The 15,725-nt window shown below is 68.9% G+C and carries 13 protein-coding genes; 7 read left to right on the forward strand and 6 right to left on the reverse strand.

The genetic code is table 11. From position 1 onward, the window contains the following. Positions 1-3 precede the first annotated feature (3 nt). From ACE3P2_RS14790 to ACE3P2_RS14820, 7 genes are all read left to right on the forward strand, one after another. On the forward strand, positions 4-2,085 hold the full coding sequence (locus ACE3P2_RS14790; protein WP_374265784.1) for a hypothetical protein: 2,082 nt from the start codon (positions 4-6) through the stop codon (positions 2,083-2,085). A gap of 87 nt (positions 2,086-2,172) precedes the next feature. Continuing rightward, complete coding sequence (locus ACE3P2_RS14795; RefSeq protein ID WP_374265786.1) at positions 2,173-3,330, forward strand: DUF5723 family protein; 1,158 nt, start codon at positions 2,173-2,175, stop codon at positions 3,328-3,330. A 133-nt stretch (positions 3,331-3,463) separates the two neighbouring features. After that, positions 3,464-5,548: a hypothetical protein gene (locus ACE3P2_RS14800; protein ID WP_374265788.1), complete on the forward strand. Its 2,085-nt coding sequence runs from the start codon at positions 3,464-3,466 to the stop codon at positions 5,546-5,548. Between the two features lie 155 nt (positions 5,549-5,703). After that, positions 5,704-6,462 carry an exodeoxyribonuclease III gene (gene xth / locus ACE3P2_RS14805; protein WP_374265790.1) on the forward strand — a complete coding sequence of 253 codons (759 nt, stop codon included), beginning with the start codon at positions 5,704-5,706 and terminating at the stop codon, positions 6,460-6,462. A 4-nt stretch (positions 6,463-6,466) separates the two neighbouring features. Beyond that, positions 6,467-7,129, forward strand: coding sequence for a Crp/Fnr family transcriptional regulator (locus tag ACE3P2_RS14810; RefSeq protein ID WP_374265791.1), 663 nt, complete (start codon positions 6,467-6,469; stop codon positions 7,127-7,129). A 91-nt stretch (positions 7,130-7,220) separates the two neighbouring features. Continuing rightward, the gene (locus ACE3P2_RS14815; RefSeq protein ID WP_374265793.1) at positions 7,221-7,412 is read left to right on the forward strand and encodes a DUF2892 domain-containing protein; all 192 of its coding nucleotides are present in this window, start codon (positions 7,221-7,223) and stop codon (positions 7,410-7,412) included. A gap of 194 nt (positions 7,413-7,606) precedes the next feature. Continuing rightward, positions 7,607-8,380 carry a YdiY family protein gene (locus ACE3P2_RS14820; protein WP_374265794.1) on the forward strand — a complete coding sequence of 258 codons (774 nt, stop codon included), beginning with the start codon at positions 7,607-7,609 and terminating at the stop codon, positions 8,378-8,380. Positions 8,381-8,467: 87 nt separating this feature from the next. Here ACE3P2_RS14820 and ACE3P2_RS14825 read toward each other — a convergent pair whose 3' ends face one another. The 6 genes from ACE3P2_RS14825 to ACE3P2_RS14850 form a co-directional block, all read right to left on the reverse strand. Continuing rightward, positions 8,468-9,904 (reverse strand): TolC family protein, encoded by a 1,437-nt coding sequence (locus ACE3P2_RS14825; RefSeq protein WP_374265795.1) that lies wholly within the window; start codon positions 9,902-9,904, stop codon positions 8,468-8,470. Further along, entirely contained in the window at positions 9,904-12,066 is a 2,163-nt protein-coding gene (locus tag ACE3P2_RS14830; RefSeq protein ID WP_374265797.1) for a peptidase domain-containing ABC transporter, read from the reverse strand. Before ACE3P2_RS14830 ends, ACE3P2_RS14825 begins: the two co-directional genes overlap by 1 nt. Before the next feature lie 22 nt (positions 12,067-12,088). Continuing rightward, a complete protein-coding gene (locus ACE3P2_RS14835; protein ID WP_374265799.1) occupies positions 12,089-13,360 on the reverse strand; it encodes an HlyD family secretion protein in 1,272 nt (423 codons plus the stop codon). Between the two features lie 232 nt (positions 13,361-13,592). Beyond that, positions 13,593-13,844, reverse strand: a complete 252-nt coding sequence (locus ACE3P2_RS14840) for a hypothetical protein (RefSeq protein WP_374265801.1) — start codon at positions 13,842-13,844, stop codon at positions 13,593-13,595. Between the two features lie 174 nt (positions 13,845-14,018). Further along, a complete protein-coding gene (gene rsmA, locus ACE3P2_RS14845; protein ID WP_374265803.1) occupies positions 14,019-14,852 on the reverse strand; it encodes a 16S rRNA (adenine(1518)-N(6)/adenine(1519)-N(6))-dimethyltransferase RsmA in 834 nt (277 codons plus the stop codon). A 46-nt stretch (positions 14,853-14,898) separates the two neighbouring features. Then, on the reverse strand, positions 14,899-15,725 hold an 827-nt coding region (locus tag ACE3P2_RS14850; RefSeq protein WP_374265805.1), incomplete at its 5' end, for a patatin-like phospholipase family protein.

Genomic DNA, 15,725 nt, shown 5'->3' on the forward strand with positions numbered 1-15,725 from the left:
ACCATGCTTGCATCGCGCCTTTCCCCGCTTGCCCTCGCAATCGGTAGTGCCATCCTGCTGGCCGCATGCGGCGGCGGCGGAGGTGGTGGCAGCACGTCGTCCGGCGGCGGCACCGCCACCCCCACCTCGGTCACCGTCACCCCGTCCCTCGGCAAATTCTCCACCGGCTGCGACGTCGTCCTGCTCGACGCCAGCGGCAACACCCTCGGCAGCGGCAAGATCGGCAGCGACGGCGCCGCCACCATTGCCGTCGGCAGCTACACCGGCATCGTGATCGCCCAGGTGCGCGGCAGCAGCGGCTGCCAGTACTACGACGAATCCACCCGCGCGCCGGCCAACTTCGGCAGCGGCCAGACCCTCAGCGCGGTGGTCGACGCCACCCGCACCCAGGTCGGCATCAACGCCCTCACCAATCTCGCCGCAAGCCGCCTGCTCGACGGCAACAAGCTCGCCGCCGGCAAGACCAGCAGCGACGTGCAGACCGAGAACCTGAGCATCCAGCGCATGTTCCAGGTCAGCGACATGCTCAGCCCGGCCACCCCGATCGGCAGCAGCAGCGACAAGCTCACCAACACCGGCGAGGCCGACAAGCTGGCCCTGGTGCTCGCCGCGCTGTCCGAGCTCGCCGACATCCGCGGCAGCGACGTCCACACCCTGGCCACCCAACTCGCCAGCGATCTCGCCGCCGACGGCAAGCTCGACACGCTCGACGCCACCACGCTGCAGAACGCCCTCGCCGACGCCGCCAACCGGGTCGCGGCCCCGTCGACCCTGGCCACCTTCACCAAGCTGGCCGACAACACGGTGCTGGTCCCCAAGATTGCCGACGTCGCCGGCGACGTCGCCAAGGTGATGGCCGCCGGCAGCGCCATCGACCAGGCCCGCAAACTCTTCGCCGACCTGCGCATCAACTTGCTGGCGCTCAGCAACGACAGCGGCACCGGCTCGCTGGACAAGGAGCAGCAACAGCTCGCCGCCGACTTCCAGTCCGGCATCTCCATCGACGTCGCCTTCAAGACCCTCACCCTGCTGAGCGACGCGGCGCTCGGCTACTTCGTCAACGGCGAGACCGGCAGCATCAGCAGCAGCGCCGGCATTTGCGCCGGCTCGATGGTCTCGGCCAGTTGCCTGATCTACGGCAGCAGCGACACGCCCCGTTACCTCATCGTCCTCGCGCCGGGCAGCACCGCGGGCCTCGCCACCTGGAACGTCAGCGCCTCCGCCCCGTCGTCCGGCGGCCCCCTCGTCAACCTGAGCGGCCTGACCGGCACCCTCACCCTGGGCATCGGCGGCTTCACCGCCAACGGCAAGCTGCAGCCCATGACTGGCGACACCGCCTACACCGCGGTGAACCTCACCGCCCTGCAAAGCGGCTTCACCGTCGGCGCCCGCAAGTGGAGCGGCGCCGGCACCTTCGACGCGATCAAGAGCGACGGCAGCAGCGCCCTCAAGGCCACCATCGGCAGCCTGGCCGTGGACGAAGCCGCCTACACCGCCAATCTGGCCCTCGTCCTCACCGGCCCGCACCACCGCTTCGACGGCAACCTGAACCTCTCCGGCAAGCTCGCGGCCGCCGACGGCAGCAACGAGCAACCCCGGACCGGCGTCTTCACCGGCAGCTTCACCAACACCACCAGCGGCCTCAAGATCTTCGACGGCACGCTCACCGCGAGCCAGAACTGGACCGCCAGCGGCAGCTACGCCGGCTACGATCCCCGCCAGGCCGAATCCGGCAGCAACTACGCGCAGGCCTCCGTGAGCTTCATCGGCACGGTCAGCAAGGCCGCCAACGTCGCCGGCCTCGCCATCGAGCTGTCCGGCAACAACAATGCCGGCCGCAAGCGCCAGGTCGCCAACTTCAAGATCACCAGCGGCGGCGTGATCGTCAGCGGCACCGGCACCCAGAGCCAGACCGCCAGCGGCGACACCTGGGACTGGGCCCTGAGCAACGAGAACGGCCTCAAGGCCAGCTACGCCAACGCCACCCGCTCCGGCAAGGTCACCAAGGCCGACGGCACCGAAGTGGGCACGATCAGCACCCAGCGGGTCAGCTTCGTGGATGGCACCTACGAGTCGCTGCTCTGAGCGCCAGCGCGTTTCCACCCATCCAGCGGGCGCCCGGCGCCCGCTTTTTTTGCCTGCAGTTTCGTCTCCCGGGGCCGATAATCCGCCATGCGCCGCCTGAACCTTCTCCTGCTCGCCCTCGTCGCCGTTCCGCCACTGGCCCGTGCCGATGCCGCCGACCTGATGGCCGTCTCCAACCCCGCCGTCCTAGACGCCCGCCCGACCCTGCGCCTGACCGCCACCGGCTTCGCCGCCGACGACTTCGTACCGGCCCACCGCATCGCCGACACCTGGCGCGACACCCCGACGCCCCGCCCCGGCCGCAACCTCGCCGTCGGCTTCGGCCGCCTCGAGGCCAGCCAGTCGGTCGGCGGCTGGACCATCGGCACCTACCGGCGCGTCGACGCCTTCGGCGAAGGCAACCGCGACACCGTGCGCATCTACAGCGCCTTCGACACCCCCGACAGCCTGCTCAGCCAGAACGGGCACTACAACCTCGACTACCGCTTCAAGGGCTTCGCCGCCGACGGCCTGCGCTTCGCCTGGGCCGGAGCGGTGAACGAACGACTCACCGTGGGCGCCGCGGTCAACCTGCTCAAGGCCGGCTTCCTGCGCGTCGAGCGGGTCAGCGGCACCCTCGACAGCGTCGGCGGCGTCGCCACCGTGCGCGGGCGCCGCGAACTGCTGTACACCGGCCTCGACTACACCGACCCGGCCCGCGCCGACCTCAACGACTTCGCCCCCACCACCCGCCAGCAGACCGACAACGGCTGGGGCCAGACCCTCGACCTGGGCGCCACCTGGCGGCCGCGCGACGACCTGCGCATCGCCCTGGCGGTGAATGATCTCCTCGGCCAGTTGCGCTGGCACAACGTCCCGGAACTCACCCAGGATTTCAACGACGCCGCCTGGCCGCTGCAGTTCAACACCCCGTCGGCCACCGCCAAGATCACCGGCACCAACCGCTACCGGGACTACACGCTCAACCTCAAGCCGAAGGCCGCCGCCGGCGTCGACTGGTCCGCCGACAACTGGGGGCTCGGCGCCGGCTTCGCCGCCACCCGTGGCCTGATCCTGCCCGAAGCCCATGCCCACCTCGGCCCGGCGAACGGCACCCAGCTGCGCGTCTCCTACGAGCCGCGGTTCAAGAGCGGCGGCCTCGCGCTCCATCACCGCATCTTCTTCGTCAGCGTGCGCGCCGACCAGGGCAACCTCAACGACGCCCGCGCGGTCGGCGCCACGGCCGGCCTCGCCCTGCGTTTCTGAGCCCCTGAAGGCCCGTCGAACCCCGCTCTGCTCCCCGCGACACCTCAAGTTCCGCCTCCGCCAGCCCGTAATTCCTGACTCGAAAAACACGCCGCCGGGCCCGAGCCCGGCGCATCAGCTCAGGAGAAGCAGGATGGCAGTCAAACTTTCACCCGTCGCAATCGCCGTGGCCAGTGCATTCACCCTTGCAGCCTGCGGCGGCGGCGGTGGCGGTGGCGGCGGCAGCTCGACCAGCACCACCCCGAACGCTACGCCGGCCTCGGTGGACGTGACCGTCACGCCGTCCCTCGGCCAGTTCTCCACCGGCTGCAGCGTCGAACTGCGCAAGGGCAGCGGCGAAGTGCTCGGCAGCGCCAGCATCGGCGCCAACGGCACCGCCATCATCAAGGTCACCGGCTACACCGACGCCGTCATCGCCACCGTCAAGGGCGCCAGCGGCTGCACCTACTTCGACGAAGCCTCCGGCACCGACAAGCCCTTCGGCGCCGACAAGAAGCTGAGCGCCGTGCTGCCCAGCGTCGACCAGCAGGTCGGCATCAACGTACTCACCCACATCGCCGCCACCAAGGTGCTCGACACCGGCGGCAGCGCCCTCGCCGCCGGCCAGACCGCCGACACCATCAAGCTCGAGAACACCACCGTCGGCAACATTTTCCAGGTCCCCCGGATCACCACCCCGCCGACCCTGCTCAACAAGGACAGCGGCAAGGTGCTCGACGACTCCGAAGCCGGCAAGCTCGCCGCCAAGCTGGCGGCGCTGGCCCAGGTGGCCAGCGCCCTCGCCACCCCCGTGAGCATCGCCGACCTGGCCACCGCCCTGGCCGACGACCTCAAGGACGGCACCCTCGACAGCGTCGATTCCGCCAAGCTCAAGGCCGGCCTCGCCGCCGCCGTGACCAGCTACGCCAAGCCCGAATACAAGGGCAGCCTCGACGACGAAGTCGCCAAGACCACCGTCGAAACCGACAGCAACAAGGCCAAGGCCCAGGCCCAGAACGTCCTCGCCGCCGGCACCTCCCTCGACCAGGCCAAGCAGATCTTCGCCGACCTGCGCAACAGCATCCTGTCGATCTCCAACGAAAACGGCACCGGCTCCCTCGACCAGCAGAACGCCCTGCTCAAGAGCGACTTCCAGAACGGCGTTTACGCCACCAAGCTCATCGACCACCTGAGCCTGATGGTCGAATCCGCCACGCTGATCTACGTCGAGCAATCGGCCACCTCCAAACAGAACGACACCGGCTCGTGCGCGGTCAGCACCTACCCCGAAGTGGTGTGCCTGATGCGCGTGCCCGGCGCCGACCGCGGCTACCGGGTCACGATGCGCCCGAGCCTGAACGGCGCCACCGTGAGCTGGGAAGTCACCCACACCCGCAACCTCAACACCGGCGTCTCCACCCCCGTCAGCGGCATGACCGGCACCATGCGCCGCGAACTCAGCGGCAAGAACATCCTCACCGGCAACTTCTACCCGATGACCAGCGACGGCGCCTACACCACCGTCGACGCCAACTTCACCTACAGCGGCAGCAAGGGTTCCCAGCTCTGGAGCGGCAGCGGCGAGCTCAACACCCTCAAGGCCGACGGCAGCACCAGCACCCTCAAGGTCGGCATCAGCGACTTTGCCGCCGACGAGGCCAAGAAGACCGCCCGACTGGTCGGCACCCTCGTCGGCCCGCACCACCGCTTCGAAGGCTCGCTGGAAGTCGCCGACCTGACCACCTCCCTCGACGGCGTCGCCGAGCCGAAGACTGCCAAGTTCATCGGCAGCTTCTACAACGTCAGCAACCCGGCCAGCCCGTTCAAGTTCCTCGACGGCCGCGTCAACGTCACCCAGGACACCAGCACCTACAGCGCCGCCCTGCCCGAATCCACCAGCAACTTCGTCAAGCTGACGGTCGGCTTCAGCGGCACCGCCTACAAGGCGGCCGACGTTCCGGGCATCGGCCTGAACCTGAGCGTCAGCAACACCGACGGCTACACCAGCCAGAAGGGCGAATTCACCCTCACCGGCCTCGGTAGCCTCAGCCTCACCGGCAAGGCCACCCAGGTCGCCGGCGGCTTCAACTGGGAGATCAAGAACACCAACGGCATCACCGTCACCTACGTGGCCGGCGCCAAGTCCGGCACCGTCAAGAACGCCGACGGCACCCTCCTCGGCACAATCAGCAGCCAGCGCGTCAGCTTCATCGACAACACCTACACCTCGCTGATCTGATCGCCGACGGTTTCATTCCCCAGGGCGGGCGCTGCGGCGCCCGCTTTTTTTCGCCCTCGCCCGCCGCCGATTCCGTTTCCAATCCCCACGCCCCGGCTGGCACAATCGCGGCTGCCACCCGCACCCCACCGTACCGAACCTGGATCACCCCACGCATGAAGATCGCCACCTGGAACGTCAACTCCCTCAAGGTCCGCCTGCCCCACGTGCTCGACTGGCTGGCCGCCAACCAGCCGGACGCCCTGTGCCTGCAGGAACTCAAGTGCGAGAACAAGGCCTTTCCGCTGGCCGAGATCGAAGCCGCCGGTTACCAGGCCATCTTCAACGGGCAGAAAACCTACAACGGCGTGGCGATCCTCAGCCGCAAGCCGCTGGCCGACGTGCGCTTCGACATCCCCGACTTCGCGGACGAGCAGAAGCGCATCGTCGCCGGCACCCTCGACGGCGTGCGCATCGTCTGCGGCTACTTCCCCAACGGCCAGGCGGTCGGCTCCGACAAGTTCGCCTACAAGCTCGCCTGGCTCGACGCGCTGACCGCCTGGCTGCGCGACGAGCTCGCCGCCACGCCGCAACTGGTGCTGGCCGGCGACTACAACATCGCTCCCGAAGACCGCGACGCCCATCCCGACTGGAAGGACGAGATCCACGTCTCGGTGCCCGAGCGCAACGCCTTCAAGGCGCTGCAGGGGCTCGGCCTGGTGGACGCCTTCCGGCTTTTCGAGCAGCCCGAGAAGAGCTTCTCGTGGTGGGATTACCGGATGATGGCCTTCCGCCGCAACGTCGGCCTGCGCATCGACCACCTGCTGGTGTCGGCGCCGCTGGCCGCGCGGTGCGCCACCTGCGTGGTGGACAAGACGCCGCGCAAGCTCGAACGCCCGTCCGACCACGCGCCGGTCGTTGCCGAATTCGCCTGAGCCCATGACCGCGCCGACCCTCGCCGACACCGTCGTCGCCCGCTACCCGGAACTGGCCGCCCTGCCCGAGGCGGCCCGTCAGCGCCTCGCCGGCCGCGCCCAGCGCGTCACGCTGCCGGCGGGCACCCCGGTGTTCGACGAACGTCAGGCCTGCCAGGGCTTCCCTTTCGTGCTCGACGGCAGCATCCGGGTGGTCAAGGCCGCCCCCAACGGGCGCGAGCTGCCGCTGTACCGCGTCGCGCCGGGCGAAACCTGCGTCATCTCGTCGGCCTGCCTGCTCGGCCACGTGCCCTACAACGCCCGCGGCGTCACCGAGACCGACACCACCCTGCTGCTCCTGCCCAGCGCCGATTTCCAGGCATTGCTCGGCGAGGCGGCGTTTCGCGATTTCGTGTTCCAGCTGTTCTCCGAACGCATCGCCGACCTGATGCAGCTCATCGAGGAAGTCGCCTTCCGCAAGCTGGATCAACGCCTCGCCGCGCTGCTGCTGGGCAAGGGCCAGCGCCTGCACATCACCCACCAGCAGCTGGCCGACGAGCTGGGCAGCGTGCGCGAGATCGTCTCCCGACTGCTCAAGAACTTCGCCGCCCAGGGCCTCGTCGCCCTGTCGCGGGAGCAGATCGAGATCCTCGATCCGGCCGGCCTGCGCCGCCTCGCCGGCGGCTGACGACGGCTGTGTAACCAAGGTTACAGACGACCGACATCAGCGAATGCTGAAATACCCCCACTCGACAAACCCTTTGCGCCAGGAGGCCAACATGAAGACGAACGTGGGCGGTATCGACAAAATTCTGCGGATCGGCGCCGGCGTGGCGCTGGTGGCCTGGGCGGCCCTGGGCGGCCCGGCATGGGCCTGGATCGGCGTGGTCCCGCTGGCCACCGGCCTCACCGGCTTCTGCCCGCTCTACCCGCTGCTGGGCATGAACACCTGCCCGCTCAAGAAAGACTGACGCGCCGCAGGGCCCCGGCTCGTCGCCAACCCGGCCACCGCAACGGCGGTGGCCGGGTTTTTTTACGACACTGGCCCGCACGCCATTGCAAACTTTTGTCCCATTGAAGGAAGTTGGCACTCGTCGGGCAGCCTCGCCTCCTATCCTGCGGCCGTCCCATCCCGGGCTCAACACGCAAGAAAGGATAAGAAGAGATGAACAAGATTTCCCTGCTGGGCATCGCCTCCCTGCTGGTCTGTGGCAGCGCCTTTGCCGATGCACCGCCGGCCGACGGTCAGTGGCGCGGCATGGGTGGCGCCGGGGTCTCGATGGCCACCGGCAACGCCCGCAACACCAGCGTGAACCTGGTCGTCGACGCGGCCCGTGTCACCGCGGTGGACAAGCTGTCGGTCTACGGCCAGGCCCTGTTCGCCCAGTCGAAGAAGGATAACGACACCACCACCACCGCCAACATGTGGCGCGCCGGCACCCGCTACGACCACAACCTGACCGAGCAGATCTTCGGCTTCGGCGGCCTCGACCTGGAACACGACCAGCTCAAGCACCTCAGCCTGCGGGGCGTCATCAGCGGCGGTCTGGGCTACCACGTCATCAAGAACGCCGACACCACCTGGGACGTCTTCGGCGGTGTGGCCTACAAGGCCGACCGCTACATGTCGCCGGGCGTCATCATCGACAACGACACCCGCCGCACCTACAACAGCCCCGAGCTGATCCTCGGCGAGGAATCGACCCATCGCCTGACCGACACCACCAGCTTCCGCCAGCGCCTCGTGGTGTTCCCGAACCTGCGCGACACCGGTGAATACCGTGCGATCTTCGACGCCGGCCTGGCCGTGGCGATGAACAAGACGATGAACCTGACCCTCAGCTTCCAGGACCGTTACGACAGCCTCGCCACCTCGCCGGCGAAGCAGAACGACACCCTGCTGATCGCCGGGGTGAACGTGAAGTTCGGCGCCCAGTAAGCCGCTTCGGTGCGGGCCGTCCGTGCGGGCGGCCCGCCTGCGCCCGGCGCACCCTCCCCCCGTGCGCCGCGGCACCTCACGCCGGCCTTACTGGCCGCGCACGCTCCAGAACCCGATCCGCCCCAGGCTGGCCGCGAGGCGCAGACGCGTCGCCCGCCAGTTGGCCAGCGCGTTGATGCGCTGCTGGGCCGCGTCGGCCATCGCCCGCTGAGCCTCGAGCAGCTCGAGCGTCGAACCAACCCCGGCCTTGAAGCGCCCCTGGGCCACTTCCAGCGATTTGGTGGCGTAGGCGAGCAGCTTCTCGGTGCTGTCCAGCGCCTGGGTTTCGGTCTGCAGGCTCTGCCACGCCTGCCACACTTCCAGCGCAACCTTCTGCTCGACGCTCTTCAGGTCGGCCTCGGCCAGTTCGAACTCGGCCCGCGCGGCGCGGGTCTGGTAGAGGCGCGAAAAGCCGTCGAACACCGGCACGTTGAGCTGCAGCGCCACACTGCGGTCGCGCTGGGCGATGTCGGGCTGGTCGCTGTTGAAGTCGCGACCGGTGTGGCCACGGCTGGCCGCCAGGCTGATGCTCGGCAGGTTGGCCCGCTCGGCGGCGCCGATGCGTGCCCGCGCGGCGGCCAGCCGGGCCCGCGCGGCGCCCAGTTCGGGGTGCACCTGCTGCGCGGTTTCGAGCATTTCGCCCACGTTGCGCACGAAGTCGGTGTCGGGCAGACGCGCGTCGTCGGCGTCCACCGCCAGCCGTCGCTGCGGCGATTCGCCGATGGCCACCGCGAGGCGGCCCTGGGCGTTGGCGAGCGTGCCCTCGGCGCGCACCCGCGCGAGGATCGCCTGGGCGAAGGCGGTCTGGGTCTGCAGCTTGGAGGTGAGGTCGCCGATGCCGGCGGCGTGCTTGGCCTCGGCGGCCATGAAGCTCTGCAGGTTGATGCGCTCCACCTCGCGGGCCACGGCCAGCTCGCCCTGGGCGCTGAGCAGCGCGAAGTAGGCGTTGGCGGCGTCGACGAACACCGTCTGCACGCCCAGGTTCTGGCTGGCGACGGCAGCCAGCAGGGTCTGGCGGGCGCTTTCGACGTTGGCCTCGCGCTGACCGAAGTCGAACAGGTTCCAGGCCATGTTGAGCTGACTGAGGCGGGTGGTGCTGTCGCTGCGCGCCGACAGACCGGCCTGGGACACCGTCTGCCCGACCTTGGCCTGGGACAGGGTGGCGTTGATCGTCGGCAGGTAATCCGCCCGGCTGGCCCCCAGGCGCGCCGCCTGGATCTGGCTTTCGGCCCAGGCCTGACGGGTGCGCGGGTCCTGGCAGAGGGCGCGCTTGATGGTCTCGGCGAGGCTGATGCGGCCGTCAGGCAGCGCCGCCGGCAGGGGCCCCGGGCACGCCGGGCCGCCGACCAGTTCGGCGTCGAGGGGCAGCAGCCCGGGCGGCGCCAGACCGGCCAGATCGCGCTGGCTGCCGAGGGGGTCGAAGGCGTGGGCCGACGTGGCGGCGATGGCGGCGAGCAGCGCGGCGAAGCGGACGAGGCGACGCATCAGCCGGCCTCCACCACGGACGCCACGCCGTTCTGACGCGCCTTCAGCGCGTCGATGTTCATGTCGTCCATCACCTTGCCACCGCCCAGCACCACCACGCGCTCGGCGCTGAGGATGGTCTCGGGCCGGTGGGCGATGAGGATGCGGGTGAGCGCCAGGGACTGGATCGCGCGATTCACCGCCTGTTCGCAGTTCACGTCCAGGTGGCTGGTGGCTTCGTCGAGGATCAGGATGCGCGGCCGCTTGTACAGGGCCCGGGCCAGGAACAGGCGCTGCTTCTGACCGCCCGAGAGCACCGTGCCCATGTCGCCCACCAGCGTGTTGTAGGCCATCGGCAGCGCGGCGATGTCGTCGTGGACTTGGGCGAGGCGGGCGCACTCCTCGATCCAGGCACGGTCGGGCGTCGGGTCGAAGAAGCAGATGTTGTCGGCGATGGAGCCGGCGAACAGGGTGTCGTCCTGCATCACGGTGCCGACGAGGCCGCGGATCGCCTCGCCGCCGCTGCGTCGCAGGCTGGCGTCGCCGACCAGGATGTCGCCCTCGTCGGGCGGGAAGACACCGAGGATCAGGTTGATGAGCGTCGTCTTGCCGCAGCCCGAAGGGCCGACGAAGGCCACCGACTGCCCGGGCGGGATGGTCAGGTCGATGCCGTCCACCACCCACGGATCGGTTTCGGCGTAGCGGAAGCGCACGCCCTGCAGGCGCACGGTAGGCACCGCCGTGGTCGCGGCCACCGGGGTGGCGGGGCTGGCGGCCTCGGGCTTGGTCAGCACGATGTCGGCGAGGCGCTCGCCCTGCAGGCGCAACATGCGCAGTTCGAAATATTTTTCGACGAGGCCCGCCACGCGTCCGTCGAACTGGTCTTTGTAAGCCTTGAAGGCCATCAGCACGCCGACGGTCATCACCCCGTCGAGGGTCAGCCGGGCGCCGAGCCACAGGATGGCGATGCCGACGAGGCCGAAGAGCAGGCCGTTGGTGGTCTGGAAGGCGATCGACAGGCGCTGGGTGCGCACACCGGCGTTCATCTGCTCGACCACCAGGCTGAGCCAGCTGGAGCGACGCTCGTTCTGACGCTGGAACAGTTTGACGGCCTTGATGCCGCGCACCGTCTCGAGAAAGTGCGACTGCTGGCTGGCGTGATGGACGATTTCCTGCTCGGTGGCGAGGCGCAGCGGCCGGAACCACAGGGTACGGATCAATGCGTAGAGCAGCATCGCCGCCACCGCCAGCCAGGCCAGCGGTGGGCTGTAGAGGAACATCATCGCCAGGGTGACGAGGGACATCAGGCCGTCGATCAGCGCCGAGAAGAACGAGGCGGTGAGCTTGGCCTGAATCTCGTCCACCGCCCCGAAACGCGACACGATATCGCCCAGGTGGCGGCGCTCGAAGTAGGCCACCGGCAGGCGCAGGAGGTGGGCGAAGACGTTGGTGCGCCACTGCAGGCTGAGGTTGGTGCCGATGTGCAGCAAGATCCACGAGCGCAGCGCCGAGAACACCTGCTGAACGATCAGCAGCAGGCCGAAACCGAGCGCCAGGGTGGTGAGCAGGTCGCGGTCGGCCGACACCAGCACGTGATCGATGACCCATTGCAGGTAGAACGGACTGGCCAGCGCGAAGATTTCCAGCGCCACCGCCAGCAGCAGCACCTGGGTGCCGGCGGCGAACAGGCCGTCCACCCGCCCGATCAGATCGCGGAAGCGGATCGACGGCGGCGGCGCGGAGGGCCGGAACGACTGGGACGGCCACAACTCGAGCGCAACGCCGGTGAAGCTGCGGGAGACCTCGTCCATGGTCACTTGACGGGCACCGCTGGCCGGATCGTGGATCAGCAGGCCGCGCCGGGTGACTTTCTTGAGCACCACGAAGTGGTTGAGGTTCCAGTGCAGGATGCACGGCGTACGCAGCTGGCCCAGGTCTTCCAGATCGAGACGCAGCGGCCGGCTGGCCAGCCCCAGCGCGTTGGCGATGCCGATCAGCTGGCCGAGGGTCGCGCCGTGCTGGGAGATCGAGAACTCCCGGCGCAGCTGGGCGAGGTCGGTGCGCCGGCCGTGATAGCCGGCGACCATGCCGAGGCAGGCGAGGCCGCACTCGGTGGCTTCGGTTTGCAGGATGACGGGCAGGCCACGGCCGAGGACGGCGGGCAGGCTGGCGATCAGGGACATGGGCGGCACAGGGAAATCGGCATCACAGCTTGCCGGTGATGGTCAGGAGCGGTTCGAGCACCCATTCGTAGAGCTTGCGGCGCTCCTGCATGATGTCGGCCTGCAACTGCATGCCGACCTGCAGGGGGCGCGCCTCGCCGTAGGCCATGATGGTCTGGGCGTCGAGGTCGGCGGTGATGCGGTACACCGGCTCGGCGGCCGCGGCGGCATCGCCGCCGGCCAGACCCAGGGCCGACAGCTCCTGCCCCGACAGCGCGACGCGGGCCACCTGGGCGACGCGTCCGGGGAGGTGGCCGAACTTCTGGTAGGGATAGGGATCGAGGCGGATCATCACCCGGTCGCCCTCGCGCACGAAGCCCACCGCCTTGCTCGGCGCAAACAAGTAGGCCTGCAGACGGCCGCCGGGCGGCACGATCGACACCACCGGGCGACTGGCATCCACGTTCTGGCCGACCTCGGCGGTCACCGCGGTGGCCACGCCGTCGCGCGGAGCGACCACCAGCACCTGGCGACGCAGCTCGCTTTCGGCCAGCTCCTGGTCGGTGCTGGAGATGCTGCGGCGCAGCCCGGAGAGCTCCTTGGCCTGCTCCAGCGGCAGGCGTTCCAGCTCGCCGCGCAGCAGGGTCAGCTCGCGCTGCACGTTGAGGCGGTCGCGCTCGAGCGCCTGCAGGCGCGAGCGTTGGTCGATCAGGTCGGCTTCGCGCAGTTGCACCTGCTCGCCGGCGATGTAGTCCTTCTCGAGCAGGCCGCGATAACGCCGCAGGGTGTCCTCGGCCAGGGCGACGCGGCTCTTCTGGCCGTCGATGGACTGGGCGATGACGTGCAGCTCGGCCTCGAAGGCGCCCTGCTTGCGCATCAGGTTGGCGCGCTGCTCCTGCTGCAGGGATTCGGTCTTGCCCAGCTCCATGCGCAGGCTGTTGCGCCGGCTGGTGACCTGCTCGCTGATCCCGGCAAGGCCGGCCGACGCGGCGTCGCTCTTGCGCTCCAGGCTGAGCACGTAGAGCACGTCGCCCTGGCGCACGGCCTGGCCTTCCTTCACGCGCTTCTCGAGCACGACGCCGGCTTCGCGGGGATACACCTTCGACCAGCCGCCGGCGGGCAACAACTGCCCCGGCACGGTGGTGCGCTTGGTGTAGCTGCCCAGCGCGAAGAAGGCCACCAGGGCGAGGCCGGCCAGCGTGGCGATCAGCGCATAGACCGCGAATGACAGGGGCTGGGCGAGCACCACCGGGCCCAGCCAGTTGGTCCGCTGGGCATCCAGGGCCTCACTGCGAAACAGGGATTCGTCTTTCACGTCGGATCGTCGGCGGAAGGGGGCAGGGACACGGCGCGCAGGATGACAGGCCCGGCACCGGTCGGCGAAGAACTATTCCATGGGAAAACGCGCCGATTGCGGTCGAGCGTGGAAAACGCCCTGCACCGCACAAACGCAAGCGGGCCACCCCGCGAGAGGTGGCCCGCCGGAGCCGGCTGGCGGCCGTGACGGACGCGTCGGCTCCGATCAAGATCGCGCAGGCGCGAACCGATTAGCGGCAGCCGGAGGTCGGCGGGGTGTAGCAGCCGCTGCTCGGGGGGGTGTAGCAGCCCGTGGAGGGCTGGGTGTTACAGCCGGTGGACGGCTGGGTGTTGCAACCGGTGGAGGGCTGCTGGTACTTGGTACCACAGCTGAAGAGGCCGGAGAACCAGCTGGTGCTCCAGCTCAGCAGGCCGCCGAGCAGGCAGAAGGTGCCGCCGGAAACGTTCTGGACTTCTTGCGCGGAGAGTTCACGGATAGCCATTTGAAGACCTCACTATGAGTAGGTTTGAAGGAAAAATTTCTCGCCGGGACCGGCTGAAAACCAGCGCGAAACCGACGCCTTCAATGTATTCGTCCCCTCAAAACGTCACCGTGACTTATTCACCCTCACTTTGAGCTGCTTTACAGAATTCACCGATATTCTCGTTTTGGATGATTAAACGAGATTTTCGTTGGAAAAATGCGAAATTTCCTCGGTCAGCGCGGAGCGCATGACCACGTAGTTGGCGATCCGCACGAAATCCGCCACGCCGAGCCGCTCGCCGCGCAGGCCGGGGTCGATCTCGAGGGCAGCGAAATCGTCTTCGTTCAGGAAATCCCGCAGGGTATTGCGCAAGGTCTTGCGGCGCTGGCCGAAGGCCGCCGTGACGACGCGCCCGAGCACGCCGTAATCGGTGGCGGTGCATTCGGCCAGCGGACGCGGCACCATCCGCACGATGCTCGACATCACCTTGGGCGCCGGCCGGAACGCACCGGGCGGCACGTCGAACAGGCGGCCCATGTTGAAGCGGTACTGCAGCATCACCGACAGGCGGCCGTATTCCTCGGTGCCCGGCTCGGCAACCATGCGCATCACCACTTCCTTCTGCAGCATGAAGGTCATGTCCTTCACCTTGTCGGCATAGTCGGCCAGATGGAACAGGATCGGCGTGGAGATGTTGTACGGCAGGTTGCCCACCACGCGCAGCGGGGCGCCGTCGGGCACGATGCTGGCGAAGTCGAACTTGAGGGCATCGCCCTCGTGGACGGTGAGCACATCGGGGGCGTGGGCGGCCTTGAGGCGGGCGATCAGGTCGCGGTCGATCTCCACGACGTTCAGATGGCCCAGACGTGCCATCAGCGGCTCGGTCATCGCGCCGAGGCCGGGGCCGATCTCGACCATCCGCTCGCCCGGCTGGGGGCGGATCGCGTCGATGATCTTGCGGATGATGTTGGGGTCGGACAGGAAATTCTGGCCGAAGCGCTTGCGCGCCTGATGTTGCTCGCTCATCCGGGTTCCTTCCGGTGGTTGGGCCGCCCGCGACGGGCGGCGGATGTCAGTTCCGGCGCTCCCAGGCGGCGATCACCTCGCGCACCCGGGCGATGGCGGCGAAGCCCGCCTTCTCGCCTTCGAGAATGGCCTCGTGGCGCTGCTGGAAGTTGGCCGCGGGCAGGCCGCGCAGTTCCGGGCGGACCACCACGTCGGCGGCGGCCAGCTCGTTCTTGCCGAGCGCGCCGCCCATGATCGCGATGGTGTCCAGGAGCAGATCCAGCGTGCCCTGGTTGCGCTTGCCGCTGGGGCGGCCGGAGATATCCACCGCGATCACGATGTCGGCACCGAGCGCGCGTGCCTCGCGGGCGGGGATCGGTGCCACCAGCCCGCCGTCCACGTACTCGCGTCCCGAGATCGTCACCGGCGGAAACACGCCGGGAATCGCCGACGAGGCCCGCACCGCGGTGCCGGTGCCGCCACGCTGGAAGACGATCGGCTCGCCGCTGGCGAGGTCGGTGGCGACCGCCGCGAAACGCCGCCGCAGCCCCTCGATCGGACGATTGCCCACGTTGGCGTTGATGAACTGCTCGAGCCGCTCGCCCTTGATGACGCCACGGTCGAACAGGCTCCAGTCGGTGACCGCCGCCTCGTCGAGCTGGATCGCCAGCTTCTGCAGTTCGAACGGGCCGTGGCCGGCCGCGTAGAGGGCGCCGACCACCGACCCGGCACTGGTGCCGACGACCAGATCCGGCGCGATGCCGCTGGTCTCGAGCGCCTTGATCACGCCGATGTGGGCGAAACCGCGCGCCGCGCCACCGCCCAGCGCCAGGGCGATGCGCGGCTTGCGCGCCGGACGGGCGGCGGCGGGCGGTTCGGTCCTGCCGGGCAGCG

The sequence above is a fragment of the Zoogloea sp. genome (assembly GCF_041911615.1).
Taxonomy (GTDB): domain Bacteria; phylum Pseudomonadota; class Gammaproteobacteria; order Burkholderiales; family Rhodocyclaceae; genus Zoogloea.

Coding starts and splice junctions, on each gene's coding strand:
- ACE3P2_RS14790 (WP_374265784.1), top strand. CDS start 4: ATGCTTGCATCGCGCCTTTCCCCGCTTGCCCTCGCAATCGGTAGTGCC.
- ACE3P2_RS14795 (WP_374265786.1), top strand. CDS start 2,173: ATGCGCCGCCTGAACCTTCTCCTGCTCGCCCTCGTCGCCGTTCCGCCA.
- ACE3P2_RS14800 (WP_374265788.1), top strand. CDS start 3,464: ATGGCAGTCAAACTTTCACCCGTCGCAATCGCCGTGGCCAGTGCATTC.
- xth (WP_374265790.1), top strand. CDS start 5,704: ATGAAGATCGCCACCTGGAACGTCAACTCCCTCAAGGTCCGCCTGCCC.
- ACE3P2_RS14810 (WP_374265791.1), top strand. CDS start 6,467: ATGACCGCGCCGACCCTCGCCGACACCGTCGTCGCCCGCTACCCGGAA.
- ACE3P2_RS14815 (WP_374265793.1), top strand. CDS start 7,221: ATGAAGACGAACGTGGGCGGTATCGACAAAATTCTGCGGATCGGCGCC.
- ACE3P2_RS14820 (WP_374265794.1), top strand. CDS start 7,607: ATGAACAAGATTTCCCTGCTGGGCATCGCCTCCCTGCTGGTCTGTGGC.
- ACE3P2_RS14825 (WP_374265795.1), bottom strand. CDS start 9,904: ATGCGTCGCCTCGTCCGCTTCGCCGCGCTGCTCGCCGCCATCGCCGCC.
- ACE3P2_RS14830 (WP_374265797.1), bottom strand. CDS start 12,066: ATGTCCCTGATCGCCAGCCTGCCCGCCGTCCTCGGCCGTGGCCTGCCC.
- ACE3P2_RS14840 (WP_374265801.1), bottom strand. CDS start 13,844: ATGGCTATCCGTGAACTCTCCGCGCAAGAAGTCCAGAACGTTTCCGGC.
- rsmA (WP_374265803.1), bottom strand. CDS start 14,852: ATGAGCGAGCAACATCAGGCGCGCAAGCGCTTCGGCCAGAATTTCCTG.